Origin of the sequence: Niallia sp. Sow4_A1 (assembly GCF_052116745.1) — a bacterium.
GTDB classification, from domain to species: Bacteria; Bacillota; Bacilli; order Bacillales; family Cytobacillaceae; genus Niallia; species Niallia hominis.
Genome location: NZ_JBQKKM010000073.1, coordinates 1 through 16323 on the forward strand (window position 1 = coordinate 1; position 16323 = coordinate 16323).

A 16323-nucleotide genomic window follows, 5' to 3' on the forward strand; every position below is an offset into this window, starting at 1 on the left:
AAGGAACACCACCAAGTGCTTCAAATGTTTCCGTTAAAAACGAAAACAATGTACTTTGTGATTTAGAGATACTTAGATGGAACGTGCGGAACCTTGAATAAGAAAGAACAATAATTCTTGGTCACAGTGACACCCCGAAAAATCTTGTTCCACAGGAATGTTTCACTGGATGATTAGTGCAAATGAATTGAACCACTTATGCGGAGTTTTGAGCCAGCCATTGAGGAGGAATAAGCCACTCTTTGCGGAATGGAGAGCCATTATAAATAGAATCACGAAAGCCTCTTGTATAATTATGTTGCATGCATTCTAGCAGGACACTAATATACAGGTGGTTTTTATTATGTAAGAGTAAAACTCTTCCCACATGTTCATACATAATAATTTTTGAGATTGTAAACGTTAAACTAGAATTAACAGAATTCAATAAAGAAGAGTAATGTAACCGCTAGAATAAAATAGACAGTTTTCGCTAGAATCTCGTGAACACTTTCGCCAAACATATAGACAATCTAGTAAACTAGAATTATTCGTTTACTGGAGGTTAAAGACTTGGAGGGAAAGTTAGTGTTATATATTGAGATTCATCAACTATTTAAGCGTAAATTAAAGATTGCTCAAATTGCTAAACATTTAAAAATTAATCGGGGGACTGTCTATAAGTATTTAGGAATGTCTTTTGAAGAAGCACAGGAGTATTTAGGAAACCCACTTCAAAAGCCTAAAAAACTAGATCCCTATCGGGATTGGATTGTAGCTTGGTTAGAGGAGTATCCTCATTTAAGTGCTGCACAAATTCAAGATTGGCTATTAGAACGTCATCCCAATTTAGAGATTGGAGAAAGCACGGTACGTTCTTATGTAAAAGAAATTCGCGAAATATATCAGATTGAGAAAAAAGCCATTGTTAGACATTACGAGGCTGTACCTGAACAGCCGATGGCTAAGCAGCTACAAGTGGATTGGGGTGAAACAAAGCAGAAAACGATAAGGAAAAAAGAAGTTAAATTGTATTTCATCGCTTTTGTCTTGGCGCATTCACGTTATAAATATATGGAGTGGCTAGACCGGCCTTTTACAACAAAGGATGCCATTCGCTGTCACGAAAATGCATTTCGCTTTTTTGGTGGTTATACAGAGGAAATTGTTTATGATCAAGACCATTTACTTTCCGTTAGTGAAAATGCAGGAGATTTAATTTTAACGTCAGAATTTCAAGCATATATAAAAGATCGTAAGTTTCGCGTACACTTATGTCGAAAAGCTGATCCTGAGTCAAAAGGGATGATAGAAAACGTGGTGAAATACATAAAAGGTAATTTCGCAGATAGTCGCGTCTTTAAAGACATCGAGAGTTGGAATGTAAGTGCATTACAATGGTTAGATCGTACAGGTAATAAGAATGTACATAATACAACGAAAAAGAGACCAGTTGAAGTGTTTCTCGTCGAAAAGCAACACTTACAGCCAGTCTCCCCTATACTTTCATTAGAAAGTAACCATACAGTAATTATACCAAGGAACATAAATAAGGACAATACGATTCGCTTCAAGTCAAATCGTTATTCAGTTCCTGTTGGAACTTATGGGTCGCAACCAGACAATCAAGTGTACCTCAAAATAAAGCAAGATACGTTGATTATTCTAACTCAGGCAGATGGCGAGATACTAGCTGAACATAAAATTAGTAATGAAAAAGGTAGACTTATTAAGAATAGAAATCATTCACGCGACCGTTCTAAAGGAATTGAGGAGATAAAACAAAGCGTCATTTCTAGTTTTGAAAAGCAGGAAGATGCAAGAGCCTATATAGATGAAATTTGTCAAATCTATACTCGTTATCGACGCGATCAACTAGCTATTCTTTTATCTGTCATAAAAAGCGATCCAGAATGGATTAATCAGGCACTTCAAAAATGTATCTATGAAAAACTTTATAGCGCCAATGATTTCCGCGATGTGGTTAATTATTTAAGTAAGTCAAATACAGAATCTATTTCCGCAATTTATAAGAGTAATATTGTGCCAACTTCTAAAACGAAAATTAAAGTAACAACACGCTCTATAAGTACATATACAAGCATTTTGGAGGGCGTATCCAATGAATAAAACCGTCAAGGAGTTACAAGACCACTTTCGCCAACTAAGATTAGCTGAAACTGCAGAGGAACTTCCTCAACTCCTTCGTGAAGCAGAAAAAGCATCATGGACTTATTTAGAGTTCTTAGAAGCAGTTACAACATTCGAACTAAATAAACGTGAGATAAAAAGTATGGAGCGAAGAATGAAATGGGCTCGTTTCCCTTTTGTTAAAACGCTTCATGAATTCAATGTAGAAGAACAAACTGCCATTACAGAACGGCAGTTAACACAACTTCAAGAGTTTAGCTGGCTAGAAAAACAGTATAATTTAATTTTATTAGGACCTCCTGGTGTAGGAAAGACGTTTCTAGCCGTAGGGCTAGGAATACAGGCTATCCAAAAAGGATTCCAAGTGTATTTTGTGACAATGGGCGAACTAATCCAGCTACTGAAAACACAAGAATTTGCGCATAAATCACAGGTGCAATTGAAAAGATTACAGGCATCTGATTTAGTAATCATCGATGACTTGATGTATATGGCAATGGATCAACGTGAGGCAAACCTGTTTATGGCATCATAAAAATGTACGGTATGGCATTTAATTTGTGCAATAGGGCCGTAGGCCCTGCACAAATTAAAAAACCACTTGTCAACATTCCAAAATACACATACACTTCCTGTTGGGACAAACAAGCGCAGGAGGTATTAAGGAGATGTTGGCAGTGGCCGAAATTAATTATATCAGACATGAGATAAACATAAAAGACAGTAACTATTCGGAGCTTGGAAAAAGAATAGGAAGAGATCCGAGAACAGTTAAGAAGTATGCAGAACAGGATGATTTCAGTCCTGTAGAAAAAATTAAACAAGACAGACCATCTCCAGTGATGGATCCTATTAAACATATAGTAGATGAATGGTTAATAGAAGATTTTAAACAAAAGAGAAAATTCCGTAGAACTGCAAAGAGAATTTGGGAGCAATTAAAAGAGGAATTTGATTTTAAGGGTTCTGATCGAACAGTAAGAAACTACATATCCCAAAGAAAAAAAGAATTGTTAAATGAAGCGAGTCAAGCAGCACTATCGCTAGAGAGCAAACCTGGGTCAGCCCAAGTGGATTTTGGAGAAGCTCCGTTTAAATATCAAGGGGAACAGATAACTCTACCCTATCTGGTTCTTTCTTATCCATACAGTAATTCATTTTATTTTCAGATATTCCCCGCTCAAAACAAAGAGTGTTTTTTAGAAGGATTAAAGCGTATTTTTCACCATATGGGTGGTGTGCCAAAAACAATTAGATTCGATAATCTTTCAGCAGCCGTAAAGAAAGTGTTGCCAAATGGCGAACGGCAGTTAACAGAGGAATTTCAGAACTTCGTTCTACACTATGGGTTCGAAAGTGAATTTTGTAATCCTAATAGTGGGAATGAAAAAGGTCATGTGGAAGCAATGGTGAAGTATGTGAGAAACAATTATTTATTGCCTGGTCTTCACGTACTGAATTTAGACGAGCTTAATAAGACGTTGTGGGAAAAAGCTGAGAAAGATCGTGAGAGAAAACATTATGAAAAGGAATCTTTCATCTCCCAGCTGTTTGAAGAGGATCGGAAAGCCTTTTTGGTTTTACCAAGTAAGGAATACCAATGCATCAGATACGAAACAGTAAAAGCCGATAAGTACGGTTATATTAAAGTGGAAAAAAATCTATATTCAACTTCACCAAGATACGCTTTAAATAAAGTTCTAATTCGGATTTCATACAATTCTATTGATATTCTTACAGATGATTATCAACTAGTCGTAAGCCATTCCCGACTCTATGGTCAATACAGAAAATCGATTAATTGGCAGCCATACTTAAATCTAATGGCCAAACGGCCTATGGCACTTAAATACACTAGTTTCTATGAGCAGTTGCCACAAGAATGGCAAACGTATTTTAATTCATGTACTACTTCTGAAAAATCAGAGGCCTTGAAATTATTAGGAACAGTGATGAAAGATTATGGTTTTAGTAAAATCACTGAAGCGCTGAAGATTGCATCAGAGCATGGTCATCCTTCGGTTGAATCAATTAAACAAGTATTCTATCAACTAATCAATGGTCGAGGGATACGCGAAGAAGTACATCTCCAAAAGTCATTGCCTATTATGCCGGAGGCTACTAGAGGTCTACAGCATTATAATCAGCTTCTAAAAGGAGCTGAAATAAATTGAGTACGCAGATTCAAGAATTCGCTAAACGATTGAAATTGAGTTGGATTAGAGAGCATTATCAAGAGATTACAGCAACATCAAACGAAGAGTATTTACTGAAACTTTTTGAAAAAGAAATTGAGCAACGAGAAGAACGAAAAACAAATCTTTTACTTACACAAGCAAGCTTACCTAAAGTCAATGGGAAACCTTTTGATTGGAAGGACATTGTCCTAACAGCAGGACTAAGTAGTGAAGACTTATTAAATGGAGTGTTCATGGATCAGCAGGAAAATCTCATTTTCTATGGGGGAGTTGGTGCAGGTAAAACTTATTTAGCTACGTTAATTGGATTAAATGCCATACAAAGGTATGGCAAAGCGGTCAAATTCTATACAGCGGCATCATTAGTTAATCGATTATTAGAAGCAAATGAAAAAGGCAATCTCAATAAGCTTTTTAAGCAAATAGAAAAATTGGATCTTTTGATTTTGGATGAGTTAGGATATATCCCTCTTCACAAACAAGGGGCAGAATTATTGTTTCAGGTTATTTCTATGTGTTATGAAACCAAAAGCATCATAATCACAACAAACCTTCAATTCGGTCAATGGAACCACGTTTTTGGAGATCCTATATTAACGGAAGCAGTAATTGATCGACTCATTCATCATTCACATTTGATTGTATTTAAAGGCGATAGTTATCGTTATAAGGAATCAATTATTCAGAATTAAATTTCGTTGGCAAGTGGTTACATTTTTAATTGCCGTTTTATGCATTTTTTACTTGCCAAATACAGCAAACCTATTCTTTAAATTCTTGGTCACAGTGACGCCCCGACATTTGTCGAAGATTGATAGACAGTTAGTGGGTGTGAATGTGATAAACTGAAATACTAAATATTTGAGGGTGGATGGTTGTTGCGCTTTTTTTCGGTTAGGAAAGGAGGTGATAATCATAGAATCACTTCTTGAATTTCTTCGTGAAGTTTTGAAGGGGATTGTGAGTGTAGTTAAAATTATGTTCAGTTATGTGTCAGGCACCACAAAAAGACAAAAAACAATATTAGTGTCCAATTTGAATGCATGCAACATAATTATACAAGAGGCTTTAGTGATTCTATTTATAATTGCTCTCCTTCCATAAAGATTGGCTCAATTCATCTGCAATAATCAAGTTAGATCTTATCTTTTTGTAACTGTTTAATAACTGCTAACATAACATTTCCACATAATGGGTGTCAGGCACCACAAACTCTAGGTCACAGTGACGCCCCGAAATTTGTCGAAGATTGATAGGGAATTAGATTGTGTGAATGATAAACTTAAATAGCGATGATTATTGCAGAGGAAATGAGCCACTTATGCGGAGTTTTGAGCCAGTCATTGCGGAGAAAAGAGCCGCCCTTTGCGGAAATTGAGAGCCATCACTCTAGGTCACAGTGACGCCCCGTTTCGTTCGCAGTTTGTGTGCTGATTGCATTCATAACTATATCCTTCCTCTCCATTTGACATCCATTATTTCTGAAGTTGATTCTCCATTGATTTTGCCAGTTCATTTGGCTCTACTATTCTACTACATCAGCCAATAAAGTAATGTTTACAGCGACTGAAAATTAATTCCACTCACTTTTGCTGTTTCTGTTAAATCTACTAAAATACCATCTGCAATAGCATCTTCTCTTCTCATAGATATGATATTATCTAAAAAATATTTTCTAATTCAATTTTTCAGCCTTTCCATTAAATAAAAAAGCCACCTCTAATTAATTAGAAAGGTAGCTCTATATTTTAATACTATTTTAACTTAGTAACTTGAATTAAAATACCTGCTAAAACAAGTAAAAATCCTATTGTTATTGGTATTAATGAGAATATTACCAAGTTTCCTGCAAAAACAGCCGGGTCACCAGCTTCAGAATACAAAACTCTTGGTCACAGTGACGCCCCGAAATTTGTCGAAGATTGATAGAAAATTAGATTGTGTGAGTGATAAACTGAAATAGTAGTTTGTATTTGGCAATCAAAAAATGGTTCTTACGAAGGTCTGGTGACCAAGTATTTTGGATATTAGATTCATTCTCGCTGCACAGTGACGCCCACCAACTCATGGTCACAGTGACGCCCCGAAATATGTCGAGGATTGATAGAGAATTAGATTGTGTGAATGATAAACTTAAATAGTAGTTGGATATTGGAGGGGGGTGGCGTTTTTCCCTTTCCAATGGCAAACCGATAATAAATTCTTGCTGCACAGTGAGGCACTGAAAAATCTTGTTTCACAGGAAGTTCTACGAGAGAATTTGTGTGAAATTGCTAAAGGAGAAGTACAGCAGTAGTGCTATATTTGAATAGTTAAATATAATCCTTTTTTCTCTGTAGAGAATAGTTAGTTCGACAGGAATTTTTCTCTCTTGTATTGAAATAGTAAGTAAAAAATTATGGAGTGATACTATGCCGCACTGGACCCCAATTAAAAATGAGCCTTTTATTAATATTATGGATGACTATAGACGAGAAATTGAAAACAAAGATGCTAAAGCGACTAAAGAAATAACTTATGGTCACTGTGACGCCCCAAAATTTGTCGAAGATTGATAGAGAATTAGATTGTGTGAATGTGATGAACTGAAATAGCAACTGAATGTTGTGAGGATGGTTGGTTGTTGCGCTTTTTTCCGTTTAGGAAAGGAGGAGATGATCATAGAAACATTTCTTGAATTTCTTCATGTATGGTGCACAGTGACGCCTCGAATAACTCATGGTCACAGTGACGCCCCGAAGTTTGTCGAAGATTGATAGAGAATTAGATTGAGTGAATGATAAACTGAAATAGTTGAGTATTGCGAATAGACTGAGCCGGCAGTGCGGAGTTTTGAGCCACTATTTGCGGACATCTGAGCCAGTAAGTGCGGGGAAAAAGCCACTTTTTTGGTCACTTTTTCATGTCTACTAATAGGGGCTCGCTGCACTGTGACCTAGAATTTAACACATCAACCTTTCAATAAAGCTAAAAAGGGATAGATACACATTCACTAAGTAAGAAATGTACCTATCCCTTTTTCTATTTACATACAAAACTATCAATATTATAATACTAGTATCGCTAGAGTGATAAATTGGTTACTCAGTATACCCAATACCTAGTAATCCTTACAAAGTGTTGGCACACCTTGTAAGACTACTACGATATTTTATTTATACTTCTTGATTCTCACTAGACTACTGTCAAATGCTTGTTTAAATTCTAGAACACGCTTACTTAATTTATGTTTGATAACATCATTATAATTTAGCGTTTACAATAAATTTACTACTATCAATAATATAGGTCGGAGAAACATAAGTTTGATTATTATCCCCTAAACCAAATTTGTATTTTGCACCAAAATAATATGACTGAAATACGAATTTTGAGCAATAATTCACATCAATTTTATGTGTTGCAGAAGTTATAGAATAGCTTTTTACTTTATTTAAGTTATTTTTAGCCCAAGTTCCTGCCAAAAAACGATTTCCTGATGAGGTGTTTGGTCTATAAACACCAACAGTATTATTATTGAACCGGTCAACAAAGTTACTAATTGAACTTACTTGAGTAACATCAGACCATTTTACAACATCATAGACTTTATAATCTGGCCCTACAATACCAACATGTCCAACATAATATGTATCCCATCCTGAAAACATTTTTGTCCCAATTATATCACCTACTTGCACAGTTGTGCTTGTACCTGGATACTTAGGAGCTCCACTACCTGTATTACTATCAGCAAAAGTACTAAAATCATCCGCATAAGAAGAGAATGGAAAAAGTAATATAATTATAAAAGCAAAAAAGAATCCTAGAAATATTTTTTTCATAAACTCATGGTCACAGTGACGCCCCGAAGTTTGTCGAAGATTGATAGAAAATTAGATTGATTGAATGATAAACTGAAATAGTTGAGTATTGCGAATAGACTGAGCCGGTAGTGCGGAGTTTTGAGCCACTTTTTTGGTCACTTTTTCCCGAATTTATACATGTTTACTAATAGGGGCTCACTGCACAGGGACGCCCCGAAATTTGTCGAATATTGATAGAGAGTTAGATTGAGTGAATGATAAACTGAAATAGTAACTGGATAATGGTGGTAAGCGTATACCTCTTCCCGCATGTTCATACACCATAAATTTTGAGATAATGTGTATGGCAATATAGAAGTGGTTCTTACGTTTATTTGGTGAAGAAAGCTATCTTTTGCTTGTTATAGAATGATTACAGCCATTAAAATGTACCACCTCTGACATAGTATTTACCATCAAATAACAAGAAGTGTACCAAGGAATGACAGGACGTTTACACCACCGCAATCTTACTGGTTATTACTCACTGCAATAGTGACGCCTCGAAATTTATCGAAGCTTGATAGGAAATTAGCTGTACTAACATAGATGATCTTGCTAATAACTAGTACCATTTAGATTCTGGGATGAAATATCCTATCTATAGGGTATTCTTCAGCTAAGTGGGTTATTTTTATATGACATCAACTTTAAAAAACAGTGTGAGAAAATAATTTAAGTCCAAAACATAATAAAATAAACACTAATTAGTGATTTATTGAATAAAATGTTTAAAAATTGTCTATTTTCTTTAATAATCATTAATTATTTTATACTTAAAATTTAAATCGTGAAATTTTTAAACGATTTCGTTTATATGTTAAATTTTGTGTGGTATAATTCTTTGAAAGACATTAAAGTAAAAGATCCTAGGAGGAAACGATATGTCGAGCACTATCCGAGTTACGAATGTTGAGGTTAAAAATTTAAAAAATGTAAAAAAGGGAAAATTTGATACAAATTCAACCTTTGATGACCTTGAGATTGCCGATGTAATAGGTTTCTATGGACAAAATGGATCTGGTAAGACGGCAATTGTTGAAGCTTTTAATTTGTTAAAGATTTTGTTAGAAACAAGGGAGTTGCCGAAGTTATCCAAACATTTAATATACTTTAATGAAGAATTCCTAGAGCTGTCGTTTGACCTAATTATTAAGAACTATCTAGGAGAGTTTTTTGTAAAGTATGAAGTTTCAATAGGTAAAGGAAAAGAGAAACTACTTCAGGTAATTAAAGAAAAGGTTTCTTATAGGGAAAATATAAGCAAGAAGCGTTTTAAAGAGATTTTTTATAAGGATAATGAAGAGATTTCTATAAGAAATCAAAAGCTGAGGGCAATGAATGAAGACATTAGAGTAACTGTAATGGTAGCGAAACGAATGGCAAATGATAATTGCACTTCGTTTGTTTTTAGAGATGAATTGAGAGAAATATTTAATTATTTTTTAAATGAGATAGAAACAGAAATAATGAACAATCTTCTTGGAGATTTTAATAGAGATTTTCACGTAATTGATCAAACTCAATCAGGACTTCTAATAGCAAATATTGTTATGCCATTTAATATTCACCTTGAAAATGTACGTGGGAAAATCCCTTATGAGTTGGGGGATACAATGGTATTACCGCCTCCGTTATTTGAAACAATTGAGAAAGTTATTGAGCAAACAAATGTTGTTCTTAAAACAATAATACCTGGTTTGCAAATCAAAATAAGAAAAATCCACCAAGAAAAAATGGATGATGGACTAGATGGTATCCGTTTTGAGTTTTTGTCTAATAAAGAAAACATTGAGCTTCCTTTAAGAAGTGAATCATCTGGTGTTATTAAAATAATTTCAATTCTTAGTACCTTAATAGCAGTGTATAATAATCCTAATGCGTGTGTAGTTATTGATGAACTAGATGCTGGGATTTTTGAATATTTGTTAGGAGAATTATTAGAAGTAATAAGTGAGAATGGGAAAGGGCAATTATTTTTCACATCACATAATTTAAGAATCTTAGAAGTCTTACCTATTCGTAATTTATGGTTTACTACACTAAATGAAGAAGATCGCTATCTTCAATTAAAAGGTGTTAAAAAGTTAAATAATGCACGCGATATTTATTTACGTGCAGTGCAGCTTGGAGGACAAGACGAACCAATTTATGGCGAAACAGACTTGTACGACATAAAAAAGTCATTTAGAAAAGCAGGTAAAATAAATGGCGAAAAATAGAAAAAAAGTAGTACTTTTAATTGTTGAAGGAGAAAGCGATGAAACTTTGCTCATAGATCGTTTAAGGGAGCTATTTAGAGACCATGAAATTCGTTTTGAACCTCAACGTGGTGATATATTATATGACGCGAAAAAACAAATGAAACCAATTAAAGAAGTTATTGGAGATACTGTAAAGGAAATATTAATAAAGAGGAAATTTAAATCGTCTGACATCCTAGCTGTTATTCATATCATGGACACAGATGGTTGTTTAATACCTAAAGAAAATGTTGTTATTGATAACCAGCAAGAGACTTTAACCTATTATAAAAATACTAATATAAGTGTTCAAAGTGAAACACAAATGAATAATATATTAAATCGTAATGAAATAAGGGGTAGAAATATTCGTACTATGAATTCAATAGATACGATTGTTTCTAATAAATATGCTTATCAAATGTTTTACTTTTCGAGGAATTTAGAACATGTAATTTTTAATGAACCCAACCCTTGTTCAGGAACAAAAGTAGATAATATAGAAGAATTCTTAGAAGAGTTAGATTCGCCGCTTGAGGCCTACCTGTCACAATACATGCCACATATGGAAACTGGGAGTTATAGGGAGCAATATATAGCAAGCTGGACCTTTATTTCAGAAGGGATTAAATCTTTACAACGCTCAACAAACGTTCCACTAATGTTTAAGTTTATAGAGTTAAAGTCATCAGAATTATAGTTTGAAATAATTGGTTACAGCAACGACCAAAAATTTTTCGATTAAGTCATTGTAATTCTGTGAGTGTTTTCAAATCCTTGTTTGTTGAAAATACTGTGGATTCTAGACATTCACTGGTTCATTCTCTAGAAGAGTAATTCTAGGTAGGCTATTTCTGCTTGTTTTTTCACACATTTCATAAAGCTATGGTCACAGCACCCCCTCGAATAATCTGTTTCACATGAATGTTTCATGGAAGTCTTTGTGTGTGATTGCTGTTGGAATTTGTTAAAGAAGAAGTACAGCAAGTGTATTGTTGTCTTCTTTTTTTATTTTCATTTTGGCAGGAAATTTGATTATTTTGTAGAATATTGGAGTGGTAGATTGTTTCTTTACCTCTGTTAGTTGTTCTTGTTCTAAAAAGATTTCCTTCTATATTAACCTCGATTGATTTATCTTCCTTTTTATTCTTTCTCGAATTGTTTCTTTCCTAGTGTTTTCATTCATTGGACTATAAAACTAAATAGTTTGGAGGGTTTTGTATGACCGTAAAGGTTTCAAGTATTGGTTTGAAAGGGATGGAGGGCTACCGTGTGCAGGTGGAGGTGCGGATATCGCAGGACACGGAATCTATGGTGATTGTTGGTTTGCCTGATGCTTCTGTTAAGGAGTCTCGAGAGAGGGTGTTGGCGTCGATTGCTCATTTTGATTTGGATGTGACGGATAAGAAGGTAGTTGTGAATCTATCTCCGCCTGATCAAAAGAAAAATGGTTCACTGTTTGATCTGGCTATCGCTATTGCTGCTTTGAAGGAACTGGGGGAGGTGAAGCGTGAGATTCCTGTAGATACGGCGTTTATTGGGGCGTTATCCCTTGATGGTTCGATTGCGAGTGGGGAAGGGATACTACCTGCTGTTATTGCGGCAAGGGGACTTGGGTTCAAACGAGTGTATTTACCTTATGATTCGGTGCTGCCACTCCATATGCTAGAGGATATTGAATGTATTAATACTTGGTCACAGTGACTACCCGAGTTTTGTCGAATCCAAAATCATTTGTCAGTCATAAAAACTCTAGGTCACAGAGACGCCTCGAAAAATCTTGTTTCACAGGTAAGTTTCACAGGAGCAATATGTGTGAGGTAAGCGTCAAACTCCTCCCACATATTCAAATAGAAGAATCTTTAAATTCTTGGTCACAGTGACGCCCCGAAATATGTCGAAGATTGATAGAGAATAAAATTCTTGGTCACAGTGACGCCCCGGAATTTGTCGAAGATTGATAGAGAATTAGATTGAGTGAATGATAAACTGAAATAGTTGAGTATTGCGAATAGATTGAGCCGGCAGTGCGGAGTTTTGAGCCACTATTTGCTATAAATGTCAACACAAATATGTACAATTTTGCTTGCGTAAGGATGTACAAAATCACTCGTTTTCTTGCGTTAAATGAGCCTTTAATCGATAAGAATCACCTACAATGGTTACGACAGTTGCGTGATGTAAAATACGATCTAAAATCGCATTCGCTAGTTTAGTCTCTTGAAAAATTGTATCCCACTCTTTGAAATTTACATTTGTAGTGAGAATCGTACTTTTCTTTTCGTATCTCATGTCAATGAGCTGAAAAAAGAGCTTCGAAACTCTTGGTCACAGTGACGGCCCGAAATATGTCGAAGATTGATAGAGAGTTAGATTGTGTGAATGTGATAAACTGAAATAGCAACTGAATATTGTGAGGGTGGTTGGTTGTTGTGCTTCTTTCCGTTTAGGAAAGGAGGTGATAATCATGGAAACATTTCTTGAATTTCTTCGTGAAGTTCTGAAGGGAATTGTGCGTGAGATAAGCGCTTATTTCTTTCGGAAGAACATATTAGAAAGCAAGAAAACCACCCTACGCCGTCGCAAGCAAAAGGGTGGTTCTCAACCAAAATAATATTTAATTGACAACCACACCCTGACGGTAGAGGTTGCAGAGAGAAGTGTTCGCGCACTTCTCTTTTTTATTATATACGTTTATTATATAGCTTATAACAATTGCTTTCAACTATGTGTCATGCTAAAGATTGAGTCAAACTTGAGGTCACAGGGACGCCCCAAAATTTGTCGAAGATTGATAGAAAATTAGATTGTGTGAGTGATAAACTGAAATAGTTGAGTATTGCGAACAGACTGAGCTGGCAGTGCGTATATTGCAGAAGAAAAGAGCCACTTTTTTTGAAGTACAGCAAGTGTATTGTTGTCTTCTTTCTTTTTATTTTCATTCTGGCAGGAAATTTGATTATTTTGTAGAATATTGAAGTGGTAGATTATATCTTTCCCTCTGTTAGTTGTTCAGTTGTTTCTTGTTCTAAAAAAATTTACTTCTATTTTAACCTCGATTGATTTATCTTCCTTTTTATTCTTTCTCGAATTGTTTCTTTCCTAGTGTTTTCATTCATAGGACTATAAAACTAAATAGTTTGGAGGTTTTTGTATGACCGTAAAGGTTTCAAGTATTGGTTTGAAAGGGATGGAGGGCTACCGTGTGCAGGTGGAGGTGCGGATATCGCAGGACACGGAATCTATGGTGATTGTTGGTTTGCCTGATGCTTCTGTTAAGGAGTCTAGGGAGAGAGTGTTGGCGTCGATTGCTCATTTTGATTTGGATGTGACGGATAAGAAGGTGGTTGTGAATCTATCTCCGTCCGATCAAAAGAAAAATGGTTCGCTGTATGATCTGGCAATTGCAATTGCAGCTTTGAAGGAACTGGGGGAGGTGAAGCGTGAGATTCCCACAGATACGGCGTTCATTGGGGCATTATCCCTTGATGGTTCGGTTGTAAGTGGAGAAGGGATACTACCTGCTGTTATTGCGGCAAGGGGGATTGGGATTAAAGAAGTGTATTTACCTTATGATCCGGTGCTGCCACTTCATATGCTACAGGATATTGAATGTATAGTTGTGTCTCATATCGAGGAAGTCGTTCAGCATTTGGAAGGGCAAGAAAGCATGCTGTCTCAACCTTCTTTTTCTTCAGAGAATCATCTAACACCAGAGATTGCTACACATCAAAAGGATTTCTGTCATGTGATTGGACATGAGAAAGCAAAAAGAGCATTAGAAATTGCTGCAGCTGGTGAGCATAATTTGCTAATGAATGGTCCTCCTGGTTGTGGAAAGAGCTTGTTAGCTGAATCTTTTCCCTCCATCCTACCTTCATTAACAAATCAAGCACAGCTCGAAGTGATGAGTTTGTATCAGCTTGCTCGTGAAAAGCGTATCCATAATCAATTTGTTCCTTTCAGGCATCCACACCATTCTGCTTCTGCTGTCGCCATTATTGGTGGTGGGTCGAACCCACGGCCAGGTGAAATTTCGATGGCTCACCATGGGATCCTTTTTCTCGATGAGATTGCAGAATTCTCCAAAAAAACGCTTGATATGCTCCGTCAACCGCTCGAAACAGGTGAGGTAACCATTAGCCGAGCGCATTCTACTGTGACGTATCCAGCTTCTTTTATCCTAATAGGTGCTATGAACCCTTGTCCATGCGGATACCTCGGTTCTCTTCATCATTATTGCACCTGTTCCCAAAAGCAAATTCAAGCCTACCGAAATCGGTTGTCAGGTCCTATCTATGACCGAATGGATATCCTCTTATCCTTACAGTCGGTAAATGTTAACCAGGACTGCTCGACACAAGAATCCTCTAGTGCTATTCGTAAACGAGTGGAAAAAGCACGCCTGCGCCAGTTTGATCGGTATCAACAAGAAGTTTCCAATGCGAAGGTTCGGTTTGAAACCTTGGTGGAAACGAGTGCCTTGACAACGGAACAGAAAAAGACGCTTACGCAAATATCTTCTAAGCAAAATTGGAGCAATCGTGTTCAGATTAAAATTATCAGACTTGCAAGGACCATTTCTGATTTAGCAGGAGAGGAAAGAATAGCGGACCAAGCCATTTGGGAAGCGATGACCTTAAGACGCTGGGACCAGAATAAACAAATGACGATTGCGAGGGAGAAATAATGTCCTATAAGAAAAGAGTATATATACCAGAGCGATTTTATCATATTGTTTCCCGGGGAAATCGACGTGACCCCTTATTTCGAAATGCCAGTGATTTTCAAGCTTTTCTTCATATCCTAACGCAACTCTACGAAAAGTACCCCTTTGAAATCGCCTCTTATTGCCTCATGAATAATCATTTCCATTTACAATTGCGATCTAGGGAAGTACCCATCTCAAAGCTAATGGCACTGATCAATAAACGTTATGCCAATTACTATAACACCAAATACCGTTTAACTGGCCATGTCTTTGAAAAACGATTTTATGACAAAAGGATTGACGACAAAGAAGGAATGTTAGAAGTAAGCCGTTATATTCACCTTAACCCAGTCGAGGCGAGAATGGTTAAGTTGGCAGAATACTATCCATGGAGTAGCTATCCATATTATAAGGATAAGCATTCCACAGTACCTTGTTTTATGAATATTCATTATTTACTAGATTATTATGAAGGGACATCGACACAGAAACGGGAAAAGTATTGTAGTAGTGTAAGCTTAAATTGATATAGATTCGTTGTAAAATTAATGTCACATATAGACATGAAGCATGCATGTAAGTGAAGACCATGAAAAGTTTAACAAGTATATCGAAACCTTATTGTTATCTGTAGCTGATATAGTCGGTTATGAACATTATTATTGGGAGCAAGTTCCTGAATCAGAGAAGAAGTACAATGAGTATGATGAGCTTGAGGTTTCTAGAGAAGAAAAAATTAAGCTATTAAAAATCATGGTTGAAAATCTGTAATACGGGACATTATTTTGAGGAGTGAATCATCATGTCTAATGCTTTGACAAGAGAAGAGCTAAATGAGCATCAAGTGTTTTTCATTGAAACAACAAAACAAGAAGTATTTAAGATTGAGAGAAAAGAAAAAGGTTATATGATGACAGATATAACTCCACCAATTTTAGAAAAAGAGATTAGTGACTTTTGTAGTGTGCAGTTGCCGAAAAAAGAAATTCTTGGTCACAGTGACGCCCCGAAATATGTCGAAGATTGATAGAGAATTAGATTGTGTGAATGATAAACTTAAATAGTAGTTGGATATTGGAGGGGGGTGGCGTTTTTCCCTTTCCAATGGCGAACCGATAATAAATTCTTGCTGCACAGTGAGGCACTGAAAAATCTTGTTTCACAGGAAGTTCTACGAGAGAATTTGTGTGAAATTG

13 protein-coding genes and 2 pseudogenes are annotated in these 16323 nt (G+C 35.9%); 13 read left to right on the forward strand and 2 right to left on the reverse strand.

Annotated features, from left to right (window positions below):
- The first annotated feature begins 567 nt into the window (after positions 1 to 567).
- The 5 genes and pseudogenes from istA (ACTQ5K_RS23825) to ACTQ5K_RS23845 all read left to right on the forward strand — a co-directional run bounded on the left by istA (ACTQ5K_RS23825) (position 568) and on the right by ACTQ5K_RS23845 (position 6883).
- On the forward strand, positions 568 to 2109 hold the full coding sequence (istA, locus tag ACTQ5K_RS23825; protein ID WP_441994374.1) for an IS21 family transposase: 1542 nt from the start codon (positions 568 to 570) through the stop codon (positions 2107 to 2109).
- Positions 2102 to 2653 (forward strand): annotated as a pseudogene (locus ACTQ5K_RS23830) (ATP-binding protein); the annotation flags it as partial. The gene istA (ACTQ5K_RS23825) and the pseudogene ACTQ5K_RS23830, both read left to right, overlap by 8 nt.
- A 145-nt stretch (positions 2654 to 2798) precedes the next feature.
- Positions 2799 to 4304 carry an IS21 family transposase gene (gene istA / locus ACTQ5K_RS23835; protein ID WP_441994375.1) on the forward strand — a complete coding sequence of 502 codons (1506 nt, stop codon included), beginning with the start codon at positions 2799 to 2801 and terminating at the stop codon, positions 4302 to 4304.
- Positions 4301 to 5020: an IS21-like element helper ATPase IstB gene (gene istB, locus ACTQ5K_RS23840; RefSeq protein ID WP_441994376.1), complete on the forward strand. Its 720-nt coding sequence runs from the start codon at positions 4301 to 4303 to the stop codon at positions 5018 to 5020. The genes istA (ACTQ5K_RS23835) and istB overlap by 4 nt, the downstream gene beginning before the upstream one ends.
- A gap of 1719 nt (positions 5021 to 6739) precedes the next feature.
- On the forward strand, positions 6740 to 6883 hold the full coding sequence (locus tag ACTQ5K_RS23845) for a hypothetical protein (protein ID WP_441994377.1): 144 nt from the start codon (positions 6740 to 6742) through the stop codon (positions 6881 to 6883).
- A gap of 687 nt (positions 6884 to 7570) precedes the next feature.
- Here ACTQ5K_RS23845 and ACTQ5K_RS23850 read toward each other — a convergent pair.
- The gene (locus ACTQ5K_RS23850) at positions 7571 to 8152 is read right to left on the reverse strand and encodes a hypothetical protein (RefSeq protein ID WP_341099061.1); all 582 of its coding nucleotides are present in this window, start codon (positions 8150 to 8152) and stop codon (positions 7571 to 7573) included.
- A 905-nt stretch (positions 8153 to 9057) separates the two neighbouring features.
- Between ACTQ5K_RS23850 and ACTQ5K_RS23855 the strand changes: the two genes are divergently transcribed.
- The 3 genes from ACTQ5K_RS23855 to ACTQ5K_RS23865 all read left to right on the forward strand — a co-directional run bounded on the left by ACTQ5K_RS23855 (position 9058) and on the right by ACTQ5K_RS23865 (position 12120).
- A complete protein-coding gene (locus ACTQ5K_RS23855) occupies positions 9058 to 10395 on the forward strand; it encodes an AAA family ATPase (protein WP_441994378.1) in 1338 nt (445 codons plus the stop codon).
- Positions 10382 to 11116, forward strand: a complete 735-nt coding sequence (locus ACTQ5K_RS23860) for a hypothetical protein (protein WP_441994379.1) — start codon at positions 10382 to 10384, stop codon at positions 11114 to 11116. Before ACTQ5K_RS23855 ends, ACTQ5K_RS23860 begins: the two co-directional genes overlap by 14 nt.
- Before the next feature lie 521 nt (positions 11117 to 11637).
- A complete protein-coding gene (locus tag ACTQ5K_RS23865) occupies positions 11638 to 12120 on the forward strand; it encodes a magnesium chelatase domain-containing protein (RefSeq protein WP_441994380.1) in 483 nt (160 codons plus the stop codon).
- A gap of 402 nt (positions 12121 to 12522) precedes the next feature.
- On the opposite strand, the pseudogene ACTQ5K_RS23870 reads toward ACTQ5K_RS23865, so the two are convergent.
- Positions 12523 to 12735 (reverse strand): annotated as a pseudogene (locus ACTQ5K_RS23870) (ATP-binding protein); the annotation flags it as partial.
- A 148-nt stretch (positions 12736 to 12883) separates the two neighbouring features.
- On the opposite strand from ACTQ5K_RS23870, the gene ACTQ5K_RS23875 reads away from it, so the two are divergent.
- The 5 genes from ACTQ5K_RS23875 to ACTQ5K_RS23895 all read left to right on the forward strand — a co-directional run bounded on the left by ACTQ5K_RS23875 (position 12884) and on the right by ACTQ5K_RS23895 (position 16154).
- Complete coding sequence (locus ACTQ5K_RS23875; RefSeq protein ID WP_441994381.1) at positions 12884 to 13030, forward strand: hypothetical protein; 147 nt, start codon at positions 12884 to 12886, stop codon at positions 13028 to 13030.
- A gap of 540 nt (positions 13031 to 13570) precedes the next feature.
- The gene (locus tag ACTQ5K_RS23880) at positions 13571 to 15106 is read left to right on the forward strand and encodes a YifB family Mg chelatase-like AAA ATPase (protein WP_441994382.1); all 1536 of its coding nucleotides are present in this window, start codon (positions 13571 to 13573) and stop codon (positions 15104 to 15106) included.
- The gene (locus ACTQ5K_RS23885) at positions 15103 to 15654 is read left to right on the forward strand and encodes a transposase (protein ID WP_441994385.1); all 552 of its coding nucleotides are present in this window, start codon (positions 15103 to 15105) and stop codon (positions 15652 to 15654) included. Before ACTQ5K_RS23880 ends, ACTQ5K_RS23885 begins: the two co-directional genes overlap by 4 nt.
- 43 nt (positions 15655 to 15697) lie before the next feature.
- The gene (locus ACTQ5K_RS23890) at positions 15698 to 15898 is read left to right on the forward strand and encodes a hypothetical protein (RefSeq protein ID WP_441994383.1); all 201 of its coding nucleotides are present in this window, start codon (positions 15698 to 15700) and stop codon (positions 15896 to 15898) included.
- Positions 15899 to 15929: 31 nt separating this feature from the next.
- The gene (locus tag ACTQ5K_RS23895; RefSeq protein ID WP_441994384.1) at positions 15930 to 16154 is read left to right on the forward strand and encodes a hypothetical protein; all 225 of its coding nucleotides are present in this window, start codon (positions 15930 to 15932) and stop codon (positions 16152 to 16154) included.
- Positions 16155 to 16323 lie beyond the last annotated feature (169 nt).

Excerpts from the sequence above, each read along its gene's own strand:
- ACTQ5K_RS23860 (WP_441994379.1), top strand. The coding sequence starts at position 10,382 with ATGGCGAAAAATAGAAAAAAAGTAGTACTTTTAATTGTTGAAGGAGAA.
- ACTQ5K_RS23880 (WP_441994382.1), top strand. The coding sequence starts at position 13,571 with ATGACCGTAAAGGTTTCAAGTATTGGTTTGAAAGGGATGGAGGGCTAC.
- ACTQ5K_RS23845 (WP_441994377.1), top strand. The coding sequence starts at position 6,740 with ATGCCGCACTGGACCCCAATTAAAAATGAGCCTTTTATTAATATTATG.
- ACTQ5K_RS23850 (WP_341099061.1), bottom strand. The coding sequence starts at position 8,152 with ATGAAAAAAATATTTCTAGGATTCTTTTTTGCTTTTATAATTATATTA.
- ACTQ5K_RS23895 (WP_441994384.1), top strand. The coding sequence starts at position 15,930 with ATGTCTAATGCTTTGACAAGAGAAGAGCTAAATGAGCATCAAGTGTTT.
- ACTQ5K_RS23875 (WP_441994381.1), top strand. The coding sequence starts at position 12,884 with ATGGAAACATTTCTTGAATTTCTTCGTGAAGTTCTGAAGGGAATTGTG.
- ACTQ5K_RS23890 (WP_441994383.1), top strand. The coding sequence starts at position 15,698 with ATGCATGTAAGTGAAGACCATGAAAAGTTTAACAAGTATATCGAAACC.
- ACTQ5K_RS23865 (WP_441994380.1), top strand. The coding sequence starts at position 11,638 with ATGACCGTAAAGGTTTCAAGTATTGGTTTGAAAGGGATGGAGGGCTAC.
- ACTQ5K_RS23855 (WP_441994378.1), top strand. The coding sequence starts at position 9,058 with ATGTCGAGCACTATCCGAGTTACGAATGTTGAGGTTAAAAATTTAAAA.
- istA (WP_441994375.1), top strand. The coding sequence starts at position 2,799 with ATGTTGGCAGTGGCCGAAATTAATTATATCAGACATGAGATAAACATA.